Raw genomic sequence first — 21,212 nt, forward strand, 5'->3', positions numbered from 1 at the left:
CTGGCTTCACTTCTACAACACTGGCCGCCGACACACCGCGCTCGGCGGCCAGCCACCGATCAGCCGACTGTCACCAAAGTCATGACCGAGTACATCTAGCACCGACAAGAGTGCGCCCCCGCTGCAGGGCGGGGGTGCACAACAAAGTTGTCAGGTCGCTTACGTCGGGTTGATCCCGTGGCTGCGCAGCCAGGCAAGCGGGTCTATGGCCGAGCCGCCACCCGGCCGTACCTCGAAGTGCAGGTGCGGGCCCGTCGAGTTGCCGGAATTGCCGGAGTACGCGATCGGGTCGCCGGCCTTAACCGTCGTACCGGAGGCGACACGGTAGCTGGAGAGGTGGCAGTACCACGTCTCCGTGCCGTCCTTCGCGGTCACGATCATCATGTTGCCGTAGGCGCTGTTCCACTGCGTCCGGACGGTGCCGTCGGTCGCGGCCATCACCGTCGTGCCGTACGAGACGGGGAAGTCGATGCCGGTGTGCACGGACATCCAGTTGATGCCGGCCTGGCCGAAGTAGGCGCTGAGGCCGTGCTGCGCCACCGGAAGGGCGAACTTGGGGCGCAGCCGCTCCTTGCGGGCCGCCTCCTCCGCCGCCTTCTTCTTCTCGGCCGCCTGCTGGGCCTTGAGGTCGATGCGCTCCTGCGTGCGGCTGGCCCGGTCGGCGAAGTCGTCGGCGCCGGCGGACAGGCTCTCGAGCTGGGAGTCCAGCTTGTTGTTCGCGGTGGACGGCTTCACGGCCTCGCCGTCCGAGGCCGTCGTCACCGTGTCCTTGTCGTCGGTCGTCAGGGTGCCGACGGAGGCGGCGGCAATCCCCGCGACGCCCATCACACACGCCGAGGGCACGGCGATCGTCAGCAGCGCGGAGCGCTTGGGGGGCGTACGGCGGCGGGAGCGGGAGCCGCTGCGGGAGGCGGCGCGCGGGGAGGGGGCCGGATCGGACTCCTCCTGGCCCTCGAGGAGCGGGGCCGAGGTGGGGAACTCGCCGGTGGTGGTCAACTCGCCGTCGTGCTGGGCGGGATCGCCGTAGGCGGTGGGGTCGTCGTACGCCGTGGGGGAGCCGTGCTCGATCTGCTCGAAGTGCGCGGTCGCCTGCTGATCGAAGGATTCTGCTGACTGCTCGTATGCGTCGGCTGCCTGCGTGGTGGTCCCGGCGCCGCCGTCGGAGTTCCACTGCGTGGCGTCATACGCCCCGGTGTCGAAGGTCTGTGTGCCCCATTCCCACTGCTGGGTCTGGTCGGCCGGGGCGCCGGACTGGTCCGGCTGGAGCCAGGCGCTCGCGTCCCAGTGGCCGGAGGCGTCGTGGCCGGTGGCCTGCTGCGGGACGAAGGGGAGCCGCTCGTGTTCGGCCGTCCAGGCCGTGGTGTCGTACGCGCCGGTGTCATAGGCGGCGTGGTGCTGGGCCGCGTAGGCGTCGTAGTTCACGGTGTGGTGGTTGCCCGTGGACCACTGCGTGGTGTCGTACGCGCCCGTGTTCTCGCCGGGGAGGCTGCCGAACAGGGGGTCCGCGTCGAAGGTCGGGGTGGCGTGGCCGGCGGGGTCGAATTGAGTGGCGGCGTAGGTGCCGTAGGTGGTGGAGTCACCGTAGTGGGCTTCCTGGGCGCCGTACGACGCATAGTGCGCCGAGGCGGCATCGGAAGCCGTAGCCGGGGAGGTCATGGTCCCCGACGGGTGACGATCGTTCACCAACTTCTCTCTCGCCTCGACAACAGGGGCTGCCAGAGCAGTGCGGCGACTGTACCCGGCAGTACGCGGGCACGACAATCTTCGGCAGGTTTCGCGCCCGAAGGAAACGGGCATTCGGCCGTGTTTTGGCCGACTGTGGGCGCGAGTTTGGCCTTGTGTTCGAAGATTGTTCGATGTCGGTCGGCTGTCCTGAGGCTGTGTGCCGAGTGTGATTCAGGTGTGGGTGGCGCTGCCGGGGTCGTCGAGAGAGCTGTTGAGAAGGGCGATCACGCCACTGTCAGGCCGCCGGCCTGTGCATCGGCTTCGGCTCCTGTCCGTGCGGTGTCGAGAGCCTGCCGTATCCCGGTCGCCACGGCGGGGTGCACCGGCAGGGCGAGGTGGCCGATGCCGCTCACGCGGACGTTCTGCGCCATCAGGTCCGGGTGGTCGATGCAGGCCGTCTCCAGCGGGTCCATCAGGTGGTCGAGGTCGCTCCAGAAGCTCACGAAGTGGGTGCGGCAGCCGGGCGCGGGCCGGGCCAGTTCCTCGAGGACAGGTGAGCCGGGGCGCATCTGACGCACGATGGGATGCGCGTTCGCCAGCGGCACGACACGGGTGCCGGAGTGCGGCGTGCCGAGCGTGACGAGCGTACGGACCCTGAGGTCGCCGCCGAGACGCTGCACGTAGTAACGCGCTATCAGCCCGCCGAGGCTGTGCCCGACGATGTCGACCTGCCTGCTGCCGGTGCGCTCGCAGATCCCCTCTATGTGCCGGCCGAGCAGTTCCGCGGCGGCGCGGATGTCGCAGGTCAGAGGGGAGTAGTTGAGCGACTCGATCTGGTGCCTGCCGTGCTGGGCGAGGCTGCGGCGCAGCAGGACGAAGACCGAGCGGTTGTCTATGAAGCCGTGCAGCAGGACGACGGGGGGTTTGGCCTCCGTCGGCAGTCGGGGGGTGTCCTGTGCCTGTGCGGGGAGTGCTGGGGTGGTCCGGCGCTCCTGGGTGATGCCCGAGGGATACAGGAGCAGGTGTCCGGCGAGGATCGCGATCTCCAGGGCGGTCGCCTTCAGCAGGGCCAGGGAGAGGCCGGCGAGTCTGCTCGGGAGCAGGTTCCGGCAGAGCGGAAGAAAGGGGAGTGCTGCCCCGGTGACCTTCATGGCCGACCTCCTTGCGGCACGCAGGAGGACGGCTCCGGCCCCCGTGTGCCCTCGTGGTAAGTCGCGGCGGAGGTGGCCGGCGGGGCATGAGGAAGGCGCGTGGGGTGAGCGAGGCGCGTGGCGTCAGCCGGTCCTGTCGGCCATGGTGCGCCGATGACCTGGTGGGGCTCCCTGCCGGTGTGGCGACGAGGCTCCCCGCTGTCGTGCCTTACCTGCCCTACGTGCCCTTCGTGCGACCGTCGATGCGCCGCACCGCCACGGCGCGCGGCCTGCGGCGCGGTGGTGCGGCGACCTCGTTGCGGCTCCCTTTGCGCGTGGTCCCGCTGCGACGCGTGTACCGCAGGCTGCTGCGGCCCGTGTGCCGCAGAGATGTGGAACGGTGCGCGGCGAACGTGTCCCACCGTGTGATTTCCCCCTCGGTCTGCACCGCGAAACTGCCGGTTGCGGGATGCTGGAGATAACGTTCGTTCACTTCCCCGGGCAGCGTGGCTCGGGGCGTCCGTGCCGCGGTGGCGCGTCCGACGCGGTGAGCGGCGGAAAAGTGCCGTACGCGCATCATGTATGGCATGTGCGGCCTGTGCGGCATAACTCATATATGAGCGGTACTTGTCGGTACGGATGGATGTAGTCGCTTCATGGAGGCAGTGATGGGTGTGGCAGCCGGTCCGATCCGCGTGGTGGTGGCCAAGCCGGGACTCGACGGCCACGATCGGGGGGCCAAGGTCATCGCGCGGGCGCTGCGCGACGCCGGTATGGAGGTCATCTACACCGGGCTTCACCAGACACCCGAGCAGATCGTCGGTACCGCGATCCAGGAGGACGCCGACGCGATCGGCCTGTCCATCCTCTCCGGCGCCCACAACACCCTCTTCGCCGCCGTGATCGACCTCCTCAAGGAACGCGACGCGGAGGACATCCTGGTCTTCGGCGGCGGGATCATCCCCGAGGCGGACATCCCCCCGCTGAAGGAGAAGGGCGTCGCGGAGATCTTCACGCCCGGGGCCACGACGCAGGCGATCGTGGACTGGGTGCGTGCGAACGTGCGCCAGCCGGCGGGGGCGTAGCCGTCGCGCTCGGCCGGGGCCGAGCGCGTGGGGTAGCCCGTGGGCAGGAGCCCGGGGTGCGGGCCGGGTCCCGACTGGAGGCCTCAGGGCGCCTGCGTCCCCAGCTCCTCGGTCATCGCCGCCCGCAGCCGCAACGTCGTGACCAGCCGCTGGAACGCCTCCGCCCAGTACCCCCCGGCCCCCGGTGACGCGTCCTCCGACTCGTCCGGCACCGCCTGCAGGCCGTCGAGGCGGCTCGCCTCGGCCGGGTCGAGGCAGCGCTCGGCCAGGCCCATCACTCCACTGAAACTCCATGGATAACTCCCCGCGTCCCGCGCGATGTTGAGCGCGTCGACCACTGCCCGCCCGAGCGGCGCGCCCCAGGGCACCGCGCACACCCCGAGCAGCTGAAACGCCTCGGACAGACCGTGCGTCGCGATGAACCCGGCGACCCACTCGGCCCGCTCGGCGGAGCCCAGCGTGCCGAGGAGCTTCGCGCGCTCGGCCAAGGACACCGCTCCTGGACCGCCCGCTTCGGGAGCCGAGGGTGACCCGAGCAGCGCCCTCGCCCACTCGCCGTCCCGCTGCCGTACCGCCGCCCGGCACCACGCCGCGTGCAGCTCGCCCTGCCAGTCGTCCGCCACCGGCAGCGCCACGATCTCCTGCGGAGTACGCCCCCCGAGCCGCCCCGGCCACGTGCTGAGCGGCGCCGCCTCCACCAACTGGCCGAACCACCACGACCGTTCACCCCGCCCGGCCGGAGCCTTGGCCACGACCCCGTCGCGCTCCATGCCCGTGTCGCACTCGTGCGGCGCCTCGACACTGATCGCCGGCGTCTCCCGCGTGCGGTCCAGCGCCACACACGCCCCGGCGCGCACCGCCATCCGCGCGGCGAGCGCCGAACCCGGCAGTGCGGAGAGCAACTCGGCGGCCGTCGCCCGGACATTGCGGCTCCGGTCGGCCAGCGCCTGTTCCAGGAACGACTCGTCCCGCGGGCCCAGACCGGTCCGCAGCGAATCGAGGAACATCAGCCGGTCCTCGGCCCGCTCCGTCGCCCACGTCGTGGTCAGCAGCTCGCGGGCGGCGGCGGGCTCGCGCGTGCGTACAGCGGAGAGAAGTGCGACGCGCTCGGCGAACAGCCCCTCCTGCCACAGCTGTTGGATCCTGGCCGAGTCCTTGAGGTGCGGCAGTGCCGCGCCCCCGCCGGGTGCCGCACGCAGGGCGAACCGCCAGTCCGGGTTCAGCCGGGCGAGCCACACCGCCCGCGGGCCCGCGAACGTCAGCACCGCCGGCCGTAGATCCGTGCGCCCCCGCGCCGCGTCCAGCAGCGCGGGCAGCGACTGAGGGGGCGGTGCGAAACCGCGCTGGTTCGCCGTCGCGAGCCACTGGGGCAGCAGCTCCATGAGGTCCGGTGACGTGCCTCTGCGGCCGCCGCCCGCCGCGCCGGGACGGTCGGCCAGCAGCATCGCCAACCTGTGGGCCGCCGCCGGGGGCAGCGCCGGTCGCGGGTCCTCGGGGGCCGGCTGCGGACGCTGCGCCGCTCGCGCCGGCCGCAGTCCCGCCCGCCGCCGTACGGTCTCCACGGCCGCCGCGTCCAGCAGCGCCACCGGCGCCTCACGACCCGGCGCGCAGCCCGGGGGCGTACGCCGGTCCGTGCCGAGCAGCGCCGCCGTGACGAGCTCTTCCCAGGTGCTGGGCGGAGACGAGTCCACGGGAGCGGAGGGCCTGTTCATGTGGTTCCTTCCTCTCTTTCTGTATGGCCCGGGGAGGCGGGCGTCGCACGGTCGGTGCGCGACGCCCGCTCAGTACAGCTGCACCGCCTCTCCCGCCCCCTCCGGCCAGGCCGTCAACGGGGTGAATCCACGGTGGCCGCACTCGCCGAACACCTTGACCGGCGCGCCGCCCGACAGCGCGACCAGCCGCCACAGACCGGGGCGGCCGCGGGCGGCCGGGGTGAGCGGCAGTGCGGTGTCCGCGTCGGCGTCCGCCAGCTGCCATGAGTCGCCGTCCGGGGCCGGTACGACCCGGTCCAGGGTCACCGGGACGGAGTCCAGCCAGGGATCCTCGCGGAGCGCTTCGCCGTAACGGGCGGACGCCTCGGCCGTCGTCACCCCCGGCGGCCGTATCGCCGTCGGCGTGGGCGGTGCGAACTGCTCGCCCAGAGTCGCCCGCAGCTGCCCGGCGCCCGGGTAGGCCGAGACCTCTGCCTCCAGGGTCAGCCCCACCGGCAGCGCCAGCTCCGGGGCACGGCCGGCGGCGCCGTAGGAAAGGAGCAGCGCGGTGCGGCCCGAGTCGGCGCCGTGGAGCCATATCCGGCGTGTCGTCAGTTTGGTGTCCGCCGTGTCGTACTGGGCGAGGACCAGCCAGCGGTCCCGCACCGGCGGGCCGTCCGCCGAGGAGGGCAGGCCGATGCGGGAGCGGACCGTGTCCGCCAGGGCGTCGGGCAGCCGCTCGCGGCGCAACCAGCCCTGATCGAGGAGATGCACCAGGGCGCACTCCTCCAGCAGGCGCACCGGCCAGCCGGGACCGGACGCCGGGATCGCCCCCAGTTCCCTCACTCGCGCGGCCAGTCCGGGAGCCTGGGCGTCGACCATGCGCGCCGCCGTCTCCTCCCACGGCCCGTACCCCGCCTGTTCCGCACCGGCCAGGCCGCCGCGCAGCAGGTCCGCCAGGCGCTGCTCCAGCTCTGTCGCGCCCGCGGTGACCCGCACGGCCCGGCGCTCCGCCCTGCGCCGCGCCGCCTCCGGGTCACCGGACCCGGACGAGGAACCGGACGCGCCCGCCGCCCGCTTGTCCTCGGCGCGCTGCCTTCTCCCCTTTATCCACTGCTCCGCCCAGTCCGGCGGCTGCCCCGGCGACACCGCACCTTCCTCGCCGGCCCAGAGCAGCAGCAGCCCGAGCGCGTGCTTGCACGGGAACTTCCGGCTCGGGCAACTGCACTTGTACGCGGGCCCGGCCGCGTCCGCGATGTCGATGACCGTCTGATACGGCTTGCTGCCACTGCCCTTGCACAGCCCCCACACCGTCCCCTCGTCGGAACTCCCCGCCTCGGACCACGGCCCCGCCGCGCCGAGTTTGCTTCCCGCTTTGCGTGACGCGGAGTCAGGCGCCAGTGCCAGCACCTGGTCCGCGGTCCAGCGCACCCCCTGCTGAGTCATGCCATCGAAGGTAGATCCCACCACTGACAATCGGCCGGGGCAGCGGGCCTGCGAGTGGCCCTGCGAGCGCGTTTGCGCAGGTCGGAACGCATTGTCAGTGGCGTGGTGCAACGTGGATGCCAGATCCGAAACGGCTGAACCGGCCGAGCTGGAGGGGGACTTTGCCATGCCTGTGTCCGTAGAACCGACGTCCGTCGAGCCGGCGGAGACGGAACCGGCCGAGGCGTTGCGGCCGCACGCCGAGAACGCCTTCGCCCATGAACTCGCCGCGCTGGCCGCGCAGGACGACCGTCCGCGACCGGCCCGCTGGAAGCTGTCGCCATGGGCGGTGGCCACGTATCTGCTCGGCGGCACGCTGCCGGACGGCACGGTGATCACACCGAAGTACGTGGGCCCGCGCCGCCTCGTCGAGGTCGCCGTCACCACGCTCGCCACCGACCGCGCCCTGCTCCTGCTCGGCGTGCCCGGCACCGCCAAGACCTGGGTCTCCGAACACCTGGCCGCAGCGGTCAGCGGCGACTCGACGCTGTTGGTGCAGGGCACGGCGGGCACGCCGGAGGAGGCCATCCGCTACGGCTGGAACTACGCGCAGCTGCTCGCGCACGGGCCGAGCCGGGACGCCCTCGTGCCGAGCCCTGTCATGCGCGCCATGGCGGAGGGGATGACGGCGCGGGTGGAGGAGCTGACCCGTATTCCGGCGGACGTGCAGGACACGTTGATCACGATCCTTTCCGAGAAGACGCTTCCGATACCGGAGTTGGGCCAGGAGGTGCAGGCGGTCCGCGGCTTCAACCTCATCGCCACGGCCAACGACCGCGACCGAGGCGTCAACGACCTCTCCAGCGCTCTGCGCCGCCGCTTCAACACGGTCGTGCTGCCGCTGCCGGAGAGCGTCGAGGCCGAGGTGGACATCGTCTCCCGCCGCGTCGACCAGATCGGCCGCTCCCTCGACCTGCCGGCCGCGCCCGACGGCATCGACGAGATCCGCCGTGTCGTCACCGTCTTCCGGGAACTGCGCGACGGGGTGACGTCCGACGGCCGCACCAAGCTGAAGTCGCCGAGCGGCACGCTGTCGACGGCCGAGGCGATCTCCGTCGTCACCAACGGCCTCGCGCTGGCCGCCCACTTCGGCGACGGCGTCCTGCGATCCGGCGACGTGGCCGCGGGCATCCTCGGCGCCGTCGTCCGCGATCCGGCGGCCGACCGGACCATCTGGCAGGAGTACCTGGAGGCGGTCGTGCGTGAACGGGACGGCTGGACGGACTTCTACCGGGCGTGCCGGGAGGTGAGCGCGTGAACGACGACCTTGGGTGGGGCCGACCTGGCGGCGGGTCAAAGGCGGGCGGATCGACGGCGGGCGGATCCGTGGCCGGGGTGGGACGTGGTGGGGTCGGCGTGGTGAGGCCGGCGCGGTGAGGCCGGGTGATCGAGGCCGGGTGGGCGGTCCGTGAGGGTCTTGAGGGACGTGAGCGGGGTCGGGCCGGGGCGGTTCCGGGATCGTGATCAAGGGCTCCTCGGGGGCCGTCATGCGGGGCGGCTCGGAGCCCGTGGTGTGGGGCGGCGGCTCGGGGCACGTGATGCGGGGCGCGGTCGGGAGGGAGCCGAGGGGGCCGAGGGGCGGACCCGTTGGTCGCGGCTGCGAGTTGGTGTGCGGCGGCGGTGCGGTCATGGCGGTTCTGTGACCGTGCGGCACTGAGAGGTCGGGAGGGCGTCCGGTGAGGACACGCGGTGGCAGCGGAGGAGAGGGGGACGGTGTGACAGGCGTTGACGAGGTGGGGAGTGGGGGCTCGGAGGCGGGTGCCCACCGGGCGGGCGACGGGCCGGCGGAGTGCTCGGACGCCTCGGCCGTACGAGCCCCGGTAACGAAGCCGCCGGGACCATTGCTGCTCGGAGTGCGGCACCACGGGCCGGGGTCGGCGCGGGCCGTGCGGGCGGCGCTGGACGCGGCCCGGCCGCGGGTCGTGCTGATCGAGGGCCCGCCGGAGGCAGACGCCCTGATCCCGCTCGCCGCCGACGAGGACATGCGGCCGCCGGTCGCGCTCCTCGCTCACGCCGTGGACGAGCCCGGTCGCTCGGCCTTCTGGCCGCTGGCCGAGTTCTCACCGGAGTGGGTCGCGATCCGCTGGGCCCTGGAGCACCAGGTCCCGGCCCGCTTCATCGACCTGCCGGCCACGCACACGCTGGCGTGGGGCGGGCAGGACGAGCCCGCACTAGATGCGGGGGCCGGCGAGGGGAGGGGGCCGCAGCCGGAGCCCGAGCCGGAGCCGGGAATCGACGCCCGGCCGGGGGCTGAGGGTGGCGGTCGGGAGGCTGGGGCTGCTGACGCCGGTGGGGCAGGTAGCGGTACGTCTGAGGCCGGTTCGGGGAGCGGCTGGACGCTGGAGGTCGGTCCGGAGAGCGGTCCTACGCCGGCAGCCGGTTCGGGGAGCGGCCCGATGCCCGCAGCCGGTTCGGGGAGCGGTCCGACGCTGGAGGTCGGTTCGGGGAGCGGTCCGACGCTGGAGGTCGGTTCGGGGAGCGGCCCTACGCCGGCAGCCGATCCGGGGAGCGGTCCGACGCCGGAGGCCGGTTCGGGGAGCGGCCGGACGCCGGAGGTCGGTTCGGAGGGCGGCCGGGCGCCGGCAGCCGGTTCGGGGAGCGGTCCGACGCCGGAGGCCGGTCCAGGGAGCGGCCGTGTGTCTGGTGTCGGCGCGGCCGGCGGCAGCGACCCCCGTGCCGATGTCCGGGTCGATCCCCTCGCCGTGCTCGCCGATGCCGCCGGTTACGACGATCCCGAGCGGTGGTGGGAGGACGTTGTCGAGCACCGGGGAGTGGGGGACGGGGACGCGTTCGCGCCGTTTCTCGGGCTCGAGGAGGCCATGGGGGCGTTGCGGGAGGCGTACGGGAGTGGGGGGTATGAGCGGGATCTCGTGCGGGAGGCGTATATGCGGCTCCAAGTGCGGTCGGCTCAGCGGGAGTTCGGGGACGAGGTGGCCGTCGTGTGCGGGGCGTGGCATGTGCCCGCGCTGCGGCGGAAGAGCACCGTGGCCGCCGACAAGGCGCTGCTGAAGGGGTTGCCCAAGGCCAAGGCCGACATGACGTGGGTGCCTTGGACGTATCGCCGGTTGGCTCGGGTCAGTGGGTACGGAGCGGGGATCGACTCGCCGGGGTGGTACGGGCACCTCTTCGGCGCGCCGGACCGGCCGGTCGAGCGGTGGATGACCAAGGTGGCCGGGTTGCTGCGGGACGAGGACCGGATCGTGTCCTCGGCGCACGTCATCGAGGCGGTGCGGCTGGCGGAGACGCTCGCGGTGATGCGGGGGCGCCCGTTGCCGGGGCTGAGCGAGACGACCGACGCGGTGCGGGCGGTGATGTGCGAGGGCTCGGACGTGCCGCTGGCGTTGGTGCAGGACCGGCTCGTGGTGGGTGACGTGCTGGGGGAGGTGCCGCGGTCGGCGCCGGCGGTGCCGTTGCAGCGGGACCTCGACCGGATCCAGCGTCGACTGCGGCTCAAACCGGAGGCCCTGGAGCGGGAGTTGGAGCTCGACCTGCGCAAGGAGAACGACGCCGAGCGCAGCAGGCTGCTGCACCGGCTGCGGCTGCTGGGCGTCGGGTGGGGCGAGCCGGTCGCGTCGCGGGGCAGCACGGGGACGTTCCGGGAGACGTGGCGGCTGCGGTGGGAGCCCGAGCTGTCCGTGCGGGTCGCGGAGGCCGGGGTATGGGGGACCACCGTGTTCTCCGCGGCGACCGCCAAAGCGGAAGCGGACGCCGTCGCCGCGCAGGGCCTGGCCGACGTCACCGCCCTCGCCGAGCGCTGCCTGCTGGCCGAACTGCCGGACGCACTGCCCGCGGTGATGCAGATCCTCGCCGACCGGGCCGCCCTCGACGCGGACGTCGGCCGTCTCGCCCAGGCCCTGCCCGCGCTGGTCCGTTCCCTGCGGTACGGCGATGTGCGCGGCACGGACACCGGAGCGCTCACGGAGGTCGCCGCGGGGCTCGCCGAGCGCGTCTTCGTCGGCCTGCCCCCGGCCTGCGCCGCCCTGGACGCCGACGCGGCCGAGGAGATGCGGCGCCATGTGGATGCGGTGCATGGAGCGGTGGGGTTGCTGGGCGATGCGGTGGGTTCGGGGCAGGGTGCCGAGGACGGGGCCGCCGTTGCGGGGGACGGCACCCCAGGTGACGGTGTGCCGTCAGAACACGGCACACCGTCGGCGCGCGGCGCAATGGGCGACCCGCCCGCCGCCCTCGGCCATGGCGGCCTGCGCAACCGCTGGCATGCGGTGCTCCGGGTGCTGTCCGTGCGGGACACCGTGCCCGGCGTCATCCGGGGGCGTGCTGTGCGGCTGCTGCTGGACGACGGGGAGTTGGCGCAGGACGAGGCGGCGCGGCTGATGGGGCTCGCGTTGTCGCCGGGGACGCCGCCGGGGGAGGCGGCCGCGTGGATCGAGGGGTTCGTCGGTGGGGGTTCGGGTGGCGGGATGCTGCTCGTGCATGACGAGCGGCTGCTCGGGTTGGTCGATGCGTGGCTGACGGGAGTGTCGGCGGAGGCGTTCACGGACGTGCTGCCGCTGCTGAGGCGCACGTTCTCGGCGTATGAGCCCGGAGTGCGGCGGACCTTGGGCGAGCTGGTTCGGCGCGGGCCGGGGGAGCGGGGCAGTGCGCGGGCCGGCGGATCCGGCATACCCGGCTTCGCCGCCGAGCTCGACCTGGAGCGGGCGGATGCCGTGTTGCCGGTGGTGCGCTTGCTGCTGGGGCTGGAGCGCGTGGAAGAGGACGTCGAGAACGACCTTGTGGGGGTGACGGGATGACGACTGACGGTGTGACGGAGCCGAGGGAGCGGGCCGGAGCAGTGGGTGCCGGCAGGCAGGCGCAGGGGTTCCCGGTGCAAGGCGGTCCCATGACGACGACCGTGCCGGGGATCCGGGGGATCCCGGTGATCCCGCTGTGGGAGCGGCCTCTCAAGGGAGCGTGCCGATGACGACCGAGGCGATGGACCCGGCCCAGGAGCGGCTGCGACGGTGGCGGATGGTGCTGGGCGGGGGCGACGCCGACGGCACCGGGCGCGCGCTCTCGGGGCGGGACTCCGCGATGGACGGAGCGCTGGCCGCCCTCTATGGCAAGGGGGACAAGGCGCAGTCGGGGAAGGACCGTTCGGCGGGGCTCGGGGCGTCGGCGCCGTCCGTGGCGCGCTGGCTCGGCGACATCCGGACGTACTTCCCGTCGTCCGTCGTCCAGGTCATGCAGCGGGACGCCATCGACCGGCTCGGGCTGAACACCCTGCTGCTGGAGCCGGAGATGCTGGAGGCGGTGGAGGCGGACGTGCACCTCGTCGGCACGCTGCTGTCGCTCAACAAGGCGATGCCTCAGACCACGAAGGAAACGGCAAGGGCCGTCGTGCGCAAGGTCGTCGAGGATCTGGAGAAGCGGCTCGCCACCCGCACCCGGGCCACCCTCACCGGCGCCCTTGACCGCAGCGCCCGTATCAACAGGCCACGCCACCACGACATCGACTGGAACCGGACGATCGCGGCCAACCTCAAGCACTACCTGCCGGAGTACCGGACGATCGTGCCCGAGCGGCTCATCGGGTACGGGCGGGCGTCGCAGTCCGTGAAGAAGGAAGTCGTCCTCTGCATCGACCAGTCCGGGTCGATGGCGGCGTCCGTGGTGTACGCGGCGGTGTTCGGGGCCGTGCTGGCGTCCATGCGGTCCATCAGCACCCGGCTCGTCGTCTTCGACACATCCGTCGTCGACCTCACCGACCAGCTCGACGACCCGGTCGACGTCCTGTTCGGCACACAGCTCGGTGGCGGCACCGACATCAACCGGGCGCTCGCGTACTGCCAGTCGCAGATCACCCGGCCCGCGGAGACGGTGGTCGTGCTGATCAGCGACCTGTACGAGGGAGGCATACGGAACGAGATGCTCAAGCGGGTCGCCGCGATGAAGGCGTCAGGGGTGCAGTTCGTGGCGCTGCTGGCGCTGTCGGACGAGGGGGCGCCCGCCTACGACCGGGAGCATGCCGCCGCCCTTGCCGCGCTGGGCGCACCGGCCTTCGCCTGTACGCCCGACCTGTTCCCGGACGTGATGGCGGCGGCCATCGAGAAGCGGCCGATTCCGGTGCCGGACACAGTGTGAGGAGGCGATGTGAGCCGGCGGTGCGAGCAGGCGGCCTGAGGGGGCGGCGCGAGGAGGTGGATCGGCGGGGAATGGCTGGTGATTTGTCGACCTGGTGACGTCCGACTTGGGCCAGCAAAAGGGACATGAGGCGCATCGGGAACGGGGGGCTTGCGCAACCTCGGGAGGGCCGTGCGAGGATCGGACACCTGTTCAGCGGTGCGCCGCGCCCCGCTCGTCCGTACCGCGCCGCATCGACTCGCTGCTCATCACGCGTACTTCGCTGCACCTCACGCGTACTTCGTTCCGTCGCACGGGAGGACCGTCGCCCCTTGACCTGGCCAGCCGCTCTGCCGGGTGCCGCTCTGCGCGTCGTGCGCACGGCGGCCGGGCGGCGTGCGCTGCAGGTGGTGCTGGTGGTGGGCGGCCTGTTCGCGCTGGGCTTCCTCTGCGGAGAGCGGGCGTATGCGGCGGACGGGGTGTCGGTGGGCACTGCGTCCACGTCATCTGTGCCATCCGCGTCATCCGAGTCGTCTGTCTCGTCCGCGTCGTCCGCGTCGTCCGCGTCCTCCACCGATCTCCGGTCGGCGACGGAGAATGCGGTCGAGGGGTTCGTGACCGCACCGGCCAAGCCCGGCGTTCGCGATGAGGCGATCGTTCCGGCCGAGCCGGCAACTCCCCGGCACCCGGCACCCCAGGACCAGGCACCCCGAGCCGGCGCCCCCCACCCCACCGACGATCAAATCCTCAGCCCCGTAGCCCGTCACGTCAGCCAGGCTGTCGGCACCCATGTCGTACAGCCGGTCGGCGACGTCGTGCGGACGGTGACCGAGGGGCTGCCCGTGCTGCCGACGGCGCCCGAGTCGCCGGCGTGGCCGGGCCTGCCGGGGCTGGAATTCCCCGGGCTGCCGGACGTTCCCGGCACGGAGCTTCCCGGGCTGCCCCCGGTGCCCGGGCAGACGTTGCCCGCACCCGTCACCGGGACGCCCCAGCCGGGATCCGCAGCGCCCGCGCCGGGTGACCGACGCGACGACGAGGGACGCACCGGCAGGGAAGAAGCGACCGTCGTCCACGGCCCCCGGTTCGTCGCCGACGCCGCCGCGTCCCACGCCCCGGTCGTCGGCGGCGTGCACCTCGGCGCGACCTTCGGGTACGCCCCCGTCCGCCAGATACCGGTCGATCACCCGGCCGGTGTGCTGGGCAACCGTTCGGCGGGCGACGGCGGTACGTCGCGGCACGGTGACGCGCACGCCGTGTCGCTGAACCAGCGGCCTCCGCTGCGGCTGGTGCCCGGCGCCGCCGCCCGCGTCGACGCGGACGAGATCCAGGACAGGCACCGGGACATTCCGGTTTCCCCCGCATAGGCCAGTAGGCCGGCCCTCCCCGCCGTATACCTGCCGCGCGGGGGCGGAAACAGGTCTGCCCGCCCGTCCGGACACCCCCCAGCTCCTGGATGTCCCCCGACATTCCCCGGACGGAAGTCGCTGGAGCCGTACCCGATCCCGCTGGTCCCCAACTTCCCGGACCGCGACCGCAACCGGCGCCGCAATGTCCCCAACCGTCCGAAGTCCCGGAGTTCTTCGCATCTCCGTTCCTCCGGGAACCTTCGGAGCCCCAAGATCTAGGGATCCGACGCAAGCATGAACAAGAACATCCGTCGTTCGATCGTCATAGCCGCCGGTGTCACCGGCGCCTGGGCGCTCGGTTCGGCCGCCGCCAGCGCGGACGAACTGCCCGCCTCCACCCTCTCCGTACCGGACACGACCACCGACGCGACCGCCGCGGCCGACAGCGCCGACGACCCCGGCCTGCTCGACGCCGTCACCGGCACCGTCAACGGCGTCGTCTCCGACGTGACCGACACCGTCTCCGGCATCACCGGCACGGCCACCGACACGATCACCGACACCGCCGGCACGGCCCGGACGGCGCCCGAGAGCACCGCCGAACAGGCCCGCCGCTACGTCGACGCCAAGGTCACCGTCCCGTCCGCCACCCAGGCCACCAAGGCCGCCAAGGCAAAGGGCGCAGCCCAGGTCATCCAGGGCGCCAAGGCCGCCCGCGCGGACAAGGCCGCCGCGCAGGCCGAGGCCAAGGTTTCCGCGGGCGCCGACGCCGTCACCGACGTCAGGAACGCACCGCAGGACGCCCCGGACCTCCCCGGCATCGACTACCTCTTCGGCCCCCTCGCCGCCTTCGCCCCCGAGTTGGAAAAGGCGCTCGCCGCCGCCCAGACGAAGCTGCAGGGCACGCAGGCGGCGGCCCGTTCGCAGGCGCAGGGCGTCGAGGGCGTCGTACGGACGAAGGCGCAGTACGCCGTCGCGGGCGCGGGTCGCACCGCGGCGGGCGTGCAGGGCGCCGGGCAGGCTGCCGTCGCCTACGCCGACAGCAGGGCCGCGGGCACGGCAACGGCCGCCAAGTCCACGGCCACCGGCAAGGCCACCGCCGTCAAGGGGGCCGCCGAGGCCTCCGTCTCGGCCGTCCCCAGCCATGTCACCGGCACGGTCGGCGGCGTCGAGCAGCGGGTCGTCGGCAAGGTCAGCACGGTCCCCGGCACGGTCAACCCGGTCGTCGAGCAGACCGCCGACGCGGCCGTTCCGCCGCTCGCCACCGAGGCCGTGCACGGTGTCCAGCCCGTCGCCGGGCACGCCGTCGCCGGCGTCGTCCCCGCAGCCCAGCACGCCGTCGCCGGTGTCGCCCCCACCGCCACCCACGCCGTGGCCGGGGTCACCCCGGTCGCCGGGAACGCGGTGGCCGGCGTCCAGCCGGTGGCCTTCGGCGCGGTGGCCGGGGTGCAGCCGGTCGTCGGCCACGCGGTGGACGGCGTCGTGCCGGTCGCCCAGGGCGCGGTGGCCGGGGTCGCCCGCACCGCCGGGTACACGGTCGATGCCGCTACCGCGCTGGCGTACGGCGTCGTCGCCGACGTACAGCACGTGGCCGGTCAGGCCGTCGCCGGTGTCCAGCCGGTTGCCGCCGGTGCCGTCCAGGGAGTCCAGCCGGTCGCCGGTGGGGTCGTGCAGGGCGTGCAGCCGGTGGCCCACGGCGCGGTGGGCGACGTACAGCACTTCGCCCACGGCACCGTCGCCGACGTCCAGCCCCTCGCCTACGGCGCCGTCGCCGACGTCCAGCCGGTCGCGCAGGGCGTCACCGCGGACGTGCCGCCGTACGCCACCGGCCTGGCCGGCCAGGTAACCGGCGACGGCACCGGTGCCGTTCTGCCGCCGGTCGCCGACACGGCCGTGCACGGCGTCGTGCCGGTCGCCGGGCAGGCCGTCGGGGACGCGGGTGCGCTGGCGTACGGCGTGGTCGGCGACGTCCGGCCCTTCGCGGGCGGTGTCGTCGGCGAGGTCGACCCCTTCGCGTACGGGGTGGCCGGGCAGGCCGTCCCCTTCGCCGAGGGCGTCGCCGCTCACACGCAGCCGTTCGCGTATGGCGTCACCGGCGCCGTGCAGCCCGTCGTGGACACGGTCATGGACACCGTCCAGCCGGTCGTGCAGGGCGTCGGCGGCAGCACCGCGAACCTGGCGTACGGCGTGGTCGGCGACGTCCAGCCCTTCGCGGGCGGCGTCGTCGGGCAGGTCAACCCCTTCGCCCACGGTGTCGCGGGCCACGCCACGCCCTTCGCCGGGGATCTGACCGGGACCGTCCAGGACTCGGCAGGCCCGCTGGCCGGCAACGCCGTCACCGGCGTCCAGCACGTGACCCACTCGATGACGCCGGGTTACGCGCAGGACGTCCACGGCGGCGCGTACGGCATCTGACCGCACCACCCCCCGCCGCCACGGCGGGCGCGACCACCGCGCCCCCGAGGCGACCGACCGACTCCGCGGGGCAGACGGATCCGGACGGCCGAACTCCGTCGGCCGATCCGACCGGAACCCCGCGGAAGGGCCGCGTGATCCCCATTGGGGTGGGGATCACCGGCCCAGAGCCCACAGGGGCGGCCCATTCGTGCCCCTTCGGGCTGCTCAAGGGACCTCACCGGGTCAACCCCAGCCCGGTGGGGTCCTTCCCTGTTGCGCTACCGGTGCGCTACCGGAACCTCACACGCGGCACGCCGTGCCAGAGATCTTTGCTGATGGCGGCATCATGTGACAGGTATCACCGCTCAGGTGTGACCCTCGATTTAGGGGCCTCCTGCAAGCAGCGATAACCTGCGAGACGGACATGCCGCGCGCTCGGACACCGTGTGCGCCTCCCTTGTGACAGACGGCGGACGTCACGTTGCCCTTCGCGGCACGCCCACGCATCCAACGAACCGCGAGATCACTGATAGGGACGGAAGCGCGTGGACCTGTTCGAGTACCAGGCGAGGGACCTCTTCGCCAAGCACGATGTACCGGTGCTGGCCGGTGAAGTCATCGACACGCCTGAGGCGGCCCGCGCAGCCACTGAGCGCCTCGGTGGCAAGTCCGTCGTCAAGGCACAGGTGAAGGTCGGCGGCCGTGGCAAGGCCGGCGGCGTCAAGCTCGCCGCGAGCGCGGACGAGGCCGTCGCCCGGGCGACCGACATCCTCGGCATGGACATCAAGGGCCACACGGTCCACAAGGTCATGATCGCCGAGACGGCCCCGGAGATCCTGGAGGAGTACTACGTCTCCTTCCTCCTCGACCGTGCCAACCGCACCTTCCTCTCCATCGCCTCCGTCGAGGGCGGCGTGGAGATCGAGGAGGTGGCGGCCACCCGTCCGGAGGCCGTCGCCAAGATCGCGATCGACGCCATCGACGGCGTGGACGAGGCCAAGGCCCGCGAGATCGTCGAGGCCGCCAAGTTCCCGGCCGAGGTCGCGGACAAGGTCGTCAACGTCCTGATCACGCTGTGGGACACCTTCATCAAGTCGGACGCCCTCCTCGTCGAGGTCAACCCGCTCGCGAAGGTCGCCTCCGGTGACGTCATCGCCCTCGACGGCAAGGTGTCGCTCGACGAGAACGCCGAGTTCCGCCACCCCGAGTACGAGGAGCTCCACGACAAGGACGCGGCCAACCCGCTCGAGGCCGCGGCCAAGGCGAAGGGCCTCAACTACGTCAAGCTCGAGGGCGAGGTCGGCATCATCGGCAACGGCGCGGGTCTCGTCATGAGCACCCTGGACGTCGTCGCGTACGCCGGTGAGGAGCACGGCAACGTCAAGCCGGCCAACTTCCTGGACATCGGCGGTGGCGCCTCCGCCCAGGTCATGGCCAACGGCCTCGAGATCATCCTCGGCGACCCGGACGTCAAGTCCGTCTTCGTCAACGTCTTCGGTGGCATCACCGCCTGTGACGAGGTCGCCAACGGCATCGTCCAGGCCCTGAAGCTCCTCGAGGACCGCGGCGAGGAAGTCACCAAGCCCCTCGTCGTCCGTCTCGACGGCAACAACGCCGAGCTCGGCCGGCAGATCCTCACCGACGCGGCCCACCCGCTGGTCCAGCGCGTCGACACCATGGACGGCGCGGCCGACAAGGCCGCCGAACTGGCACACGCCGCCAAGTAAGCACTCAGGACGAGGACACAACACACCATGGCTATCTGGCTCAACAAGGACAGCAAGGTCATCGTCCAGGGCATGACCGGCTCCACCGGCATGAAGCACACCAAGCTCATGCTCGGTGACGGCACCGAGGTCGTGGGCGGCGTGAACCCGCGCAAGGCGGGCACCTCCGTGGACTTCGACGGCAACGAGGTACCCGTGTTCGGGACCGTCGCCGAGGCCATCGAGAAGACCGGCGCCAACGTCTCCGTCATCTTCGTGCCGGAGAAGTTCACCAAGGACGCGGTCGTCGAGGCCATCGACGCCGAGATCCCGCTGGCCGTCGTGATCACCGAGGGCATCGCCGTGCACGACACGGCCGCCTTCTGGGCGTACGCCGGCAAGAAGGGCAACAAGACCCGCATCATCGGCCCGAACTGCCCCGGCATCATCACCCCGGGCCAGTCCAACGTCGGCATCATCCCGGGCGACATCACCAAGCCGGGCCGTATCGGCCTGGTCTCGAAGTCCGGCACGCTGACGTACCAGATGATGTACGAGCTGCGTGACATCGGCTTCTCGACCGCCGTCGGCATCGGTGGCGACCCGATCATCGGCACCACGCACATCGACGCGCTCGCCGCGTTCCAGGACGACCCCGACACCGACCTGATCGTCATGATCGGTGAGATCGGCGGCGACGCCGAGGAGCGGGCCGCGGCCTTCATCAAGGAGAACGTGACCAAGCCGGTCGTCGGCTACGTCGCGGGCTTCACCGCGCCCGAGGGCAAGACCATGGGCCACGCCGGCGCCATCGTCTCCGGTTCGTCCGGCACCGCCCAGGCGAAGAAGGAGGCCCTCGAGGCCGCCGGCGTCAAGGTCGGCAAGACGCCGACCGAGACGGCCAAGCTCGCGCGCGAGATCCTGGGCGGCTGAAGGTAGTTACGGCTGTCAGCTGAACGTCGGTGGGCCCGTTCCCTGCGTGGGGGCGGGCCCACGGCGTTGTCGCCAGCCGCGCTGACGGGTGCCGCCCTCTTCGGGTCGGGAGCCGCCCCAGCGGCATGACTGCCCGCAGGCGGAGGACGGCCGTAGTCGCATGGCGAGTTGCCGCATCGTTCACTCCGTCTGCGGCACCAGCCGTTCCGGCCCGTTCTGCGCCTGCGACCTCAACTTGGCCCGCAGCTCAACCTCCTTCTCCGACAACGGCCCCGGCGCCACCCGCGGCGGTACGCCGAGCACCGTCTGCCCCGGCGGCACCGGTGGCTCGTAATGTGTCGGAGCCGTCCGCAGCGTGAGCACCGTCGTGCCGATGAGGGCCACCGTGAACGCGATCGCCGCGCGCGTCCAGAAGAGGGCCCGGCGTTCGCTGCCCTCGCGTACCGTCGTCGGCTTGGCCGCGCGCAAGCGCTCCGCGGAGGCCAGTTCGGCCAGCCGGCGGTGGAGTTCGGTGGGGTCGGCCAGGCCCGGGAGGCGGGCGGCGACCGCGGCGCGGGCGTGCAGGAGGCGGTTCGCGGCCGCCGGGGTGCTCGCCTCCGTCTCCGCCGCAGTGTCGGGCAGGTCGAGGCCCACACCGTCGTAGAGGAGAAGCGTGCGGCGCTGTGGCGCCGTGAGGTCGAGGAGTACGTCCAGCAAGACGCGGTCGGAGGCGTCCGGCGGTGGGGGTTCGGGGTGCCGGTAGCGGGGGCGGAACCGGTGCCAGGGGGAGAGGGCGCAGTCGTACGCCGTCGCCCGCACCCAGCCCGCCGGGTCCCGGTCACGGGCCAACTCCGGCCAACGCTGCCAGGCGAGTTGGAAGGCCCGCTCGACCGATTCGCGGGCGAGTTCGCGGCGCCCGGTGAGCAGGTACGTCTGCCGTACGAGCGCGGGGGCGCAGAAGGCGTAGAGCGCGTCGAAGGCCTGGGCGGGGGTGAGGGGGCGTTCGGTCGGCTGACGTGTCATCACCTCAAGCTCTTCCGGGGCCTCCTGACCTTCCGTCTTCTCCACGAGGGACCTGAGCAGTTGCGCGTGCGCCTCTCCGGGACTCTGCGTCACGATACGCCCCTTCGTGCGAAAAAGTACATAAACATATATTGAGCGACACATCGGAGGTTCGCCTGTTACGGCGGAAAAGCGCGTGTCGTTGGGAGCATGGCGGGCGTGATCGACATGACCGCTCGCCGAACGCCTCCGTCGCCCCTGCTCACGCGGCTGCGCGGCCGAACGCCCGGGCTGGGCGCCAGCCTTCTGTCCGGCGCGGTGGCGGCCGGGCTGGGGCTCGGTGTGTTCGCCGTGCTGGTGATGGTGCTGTGGGTCAGTTCGCCGTATCCCGACAGCGGGCCGGGGGGCGCGCTGCGCATCGCCGCCGTGCTGTGGCTGCTGGCGCACGGCGCCGAACTGGTCCGCACCGACACCCTCTCCGGCGTCCCCGCCCCCATGGGGGTCACCCCGTTGCTGCTGGTCGTCCTGCCGGTGCTGCTGGTGCACAGGGCGGCGCGTGACACGGCGGCGGACAGGGGTGACGGGGCGCCGCTGGTGGCGGGGCGTACGGCGTGGACGGGCGTCGTGCTCGGGTACCTCGGGGTCGGGGCGGCGGCCGCGGTGTACGCGGCGGGCGGCGAGCTGCGGCCGGCGTGGTGGTCGACCGGGATGTGGGTGCCGGCGGTCGTGATGGGGG

Annotated in this window: 14 protein-coding genes; 9 read left to right on the forward strand and 5 right to left on the reverse strand. The window is 72.5% G+C overall.

Going from position 1 to position 21,212, the window contains the following annotated elements:
* Nucleotides 1-159 precede the first annotated feature (159 nt).
* The gene (locus tag ADL12_RS08010) at nt 160-1,656 is read right to left on the reverse strand and encodes a M23 family metallopeptidase (protein WP_244187814.1); all 1,497 of its coding nucleotides are present in this window, start codon (nt 1,654-1,656) and stop codon (nt 160-162) included.
* 293 nt (nt 1,657-1,949) lie between these two features.
* The gene (locus tag ADL12_RS08015; protein ID WP_062700038.1) at nt 1,950-2,816 is read right to left on the reverse strand and encodes an esterase/lipase family protein; all 867 of its coding nucleotides are present in this window, start codon (nt 2,814-2,816) and stop codon (nt 1,950-1,952) included.
* Between the two features lie 647 nt (nt 2,817-3,463).
* On the opposite strand from ADL12_RS08015, the gene icmB reads away from it, so the two are divergent.
* Nucleotides 3,464-3,880: a coenzyme B12-dependent isobutyryl CoA mutase small subunit gene (gene icmB / locus ADL12_RS08025; protein ID WP_062700042.1), complete on the forward strand. Its 417-nt coding sequence runs from the start codon at nt 3,464-3,466 to the stop codon at nt 3,878-3,880.
* Nucleotides 3,881-3,963: 83 nt separating this feature from the next.
* Here the strand turns inward: icmB and ADL12_RS08030 are convergent, their stop codons facing one another.
* Entirely contained in the window at nt 3,964-5,592 is a 1,629-nt protein-coding gene (locus tag ADL12_RS08030) for a DUF5691 domain-containing protein (protein ID WP_062700044.1), read from the reverse strand.
* Nucleotides 5,593-5,661: 69 nt separating this feature from the next.
* The gene (locus ADL12_RS08035; RefSeq protein ID WP_062700046.1) at nt 5,662-7,017 is read right to left on the reverse strand and encodes an SWIM zinc finger family protein; all 1,356 of its coding nucleotides are present in this window, start codon (nt 7,015-7,017) and stop codon (nt 5,662-5,664) included.
* A gap of 166 nt (nt 7,018-7,183) precedes the next feature.
* On the opposite strand from ADL12_RS08035, the gene ADL12_RS08040 reads away from it, so the two are divergent.
* The 7 genes from ADL12_RS08040 (at nt 7,184) to sucD (ending at nt 19,495) form a co-directional block, all read left to right on the forward strand.
* Nucleotides 7,184-8,314, forward strand: coding sequence for an ATP-binding protein (locus tag ADL12_RS08040; RefSeq protein ID WP_062700048.1), 1,131 nt, complete (start codon nt 7,184-7,186; stop codon nt 8,312-8,314).
* Nucleotides 8,315-8,897: 583 nt separating this feature from the next.
* Nucleotides 8,898-11,804 carry a DUF5682 family protein gene (locus tag ADL12_RS08050; protein WP_062700052.1) on the forward strand — a complete coding sequence of 969 codons (2,907 nt, stop codon included), beginning with the start codon at nt 8,898-8,900 and terminating at the stop codon, nt 11,802-11,804.
* 166 nt (nt 11,805-11,970) lie between these two features.
* Nucleotides 11,971-13,134 (forward strand): VWA domain-containing protein, encoded by a 1,164-nt coding sequence (locus tag ADL12_RS08055; RefSeq protein ID WP_062700054.1) that lies wholly within the window; start codon nt 11,971-11,973, stop codon nt 13,132-13,134.
* Nucleotides 13,135-13,445: 311 nt separating this feature from the next.
* Nucleotides 13,446-14,477 carry a hypothetical protein gene (locus ADL12_RS08060; protein ID WP_062700056.1) on the forward strand — a complete coding sequence of 344 codons (1,032 nt, stop codon included), beginning with the start codon at nt 13,446-13,448 and terminating at the stop codon, nt 14,475-14,477.
* A 276-nt stretch (nt 14,478-14,753) separates the two neighbouring features.
* Complete coding sequence (locus ADL12_RS53800; RefSeq protein WP_063806631.1) at nt 14,754-16,874, forward strand: hypothetical protein; 2,121 nt, start codon at nt 14,754-14,756, stop codon at nt 16,872-16,874.
* Between the two features lie 527 nt (nt 16,875-17,401).
* Nucleotides 17,402-18,583, forward strand: coding sequence for an ADP-forming succinate--CoA ligase subunit beta (sucC, locus tag ADL12_RS08070; protein WP_062700057.1), 1,182 nt, complete (start codon nt 17,402-17,404; stop codon nt 18,581-18,583).
* A 27-nt stretch (nt 18,584-18,610) separates the two neighbouring features.
* Nucleotides 18,611-19,495, forward strand: coding sequence for a succinate--CoA ligase subunit alpha (gene sucD, locus ADL12_RS08075; RefSeq protein ID WP_062700059.1), 885 nt, complete (start codon nt 18,611-18,613; stop codon nt 19,493-19,495).
* Between the two features lie 180 nt (nt 19,496-19,675).
* On the opposite strand, the gene ADL12_RS08080 is transcribed toward sucD, so the two are convergent.
* Complete coding sequence (locus tag ADL12_RS08080; protein WP_062700063.1) at nt 19,676-20,497, reverse strand: SigE family RNA polymerase sigma factor; 822 nt, start codon at nt 20,495-20,497, stop codon at nt 19,676-19,678.
* A 189-nt stretch (nt 20,498-20,686) separates the two neighbouring features.
* On the opposite strand from ADL12_RS08080, the gene ADL12_RS08085 reads away from it, so the two are divergent.
* A partial coding sequence (locus tag ADL12_RS08085; RefSeq protein ID WP_244187815.1) for a cell division protein PerM occupies nt 20,687-21,212 on the forward strand: 526 nt, incomplete at its 3' end.

Source organism: Streptomyces regalis, from assembly GCF_001509475.1.
Classification (GTDB): Bacteria; Actinomycetota; Actinomycetes; order Streptomycetales; family Streptomycetaceae; genus Streptomyces; species Streptomyces regalis.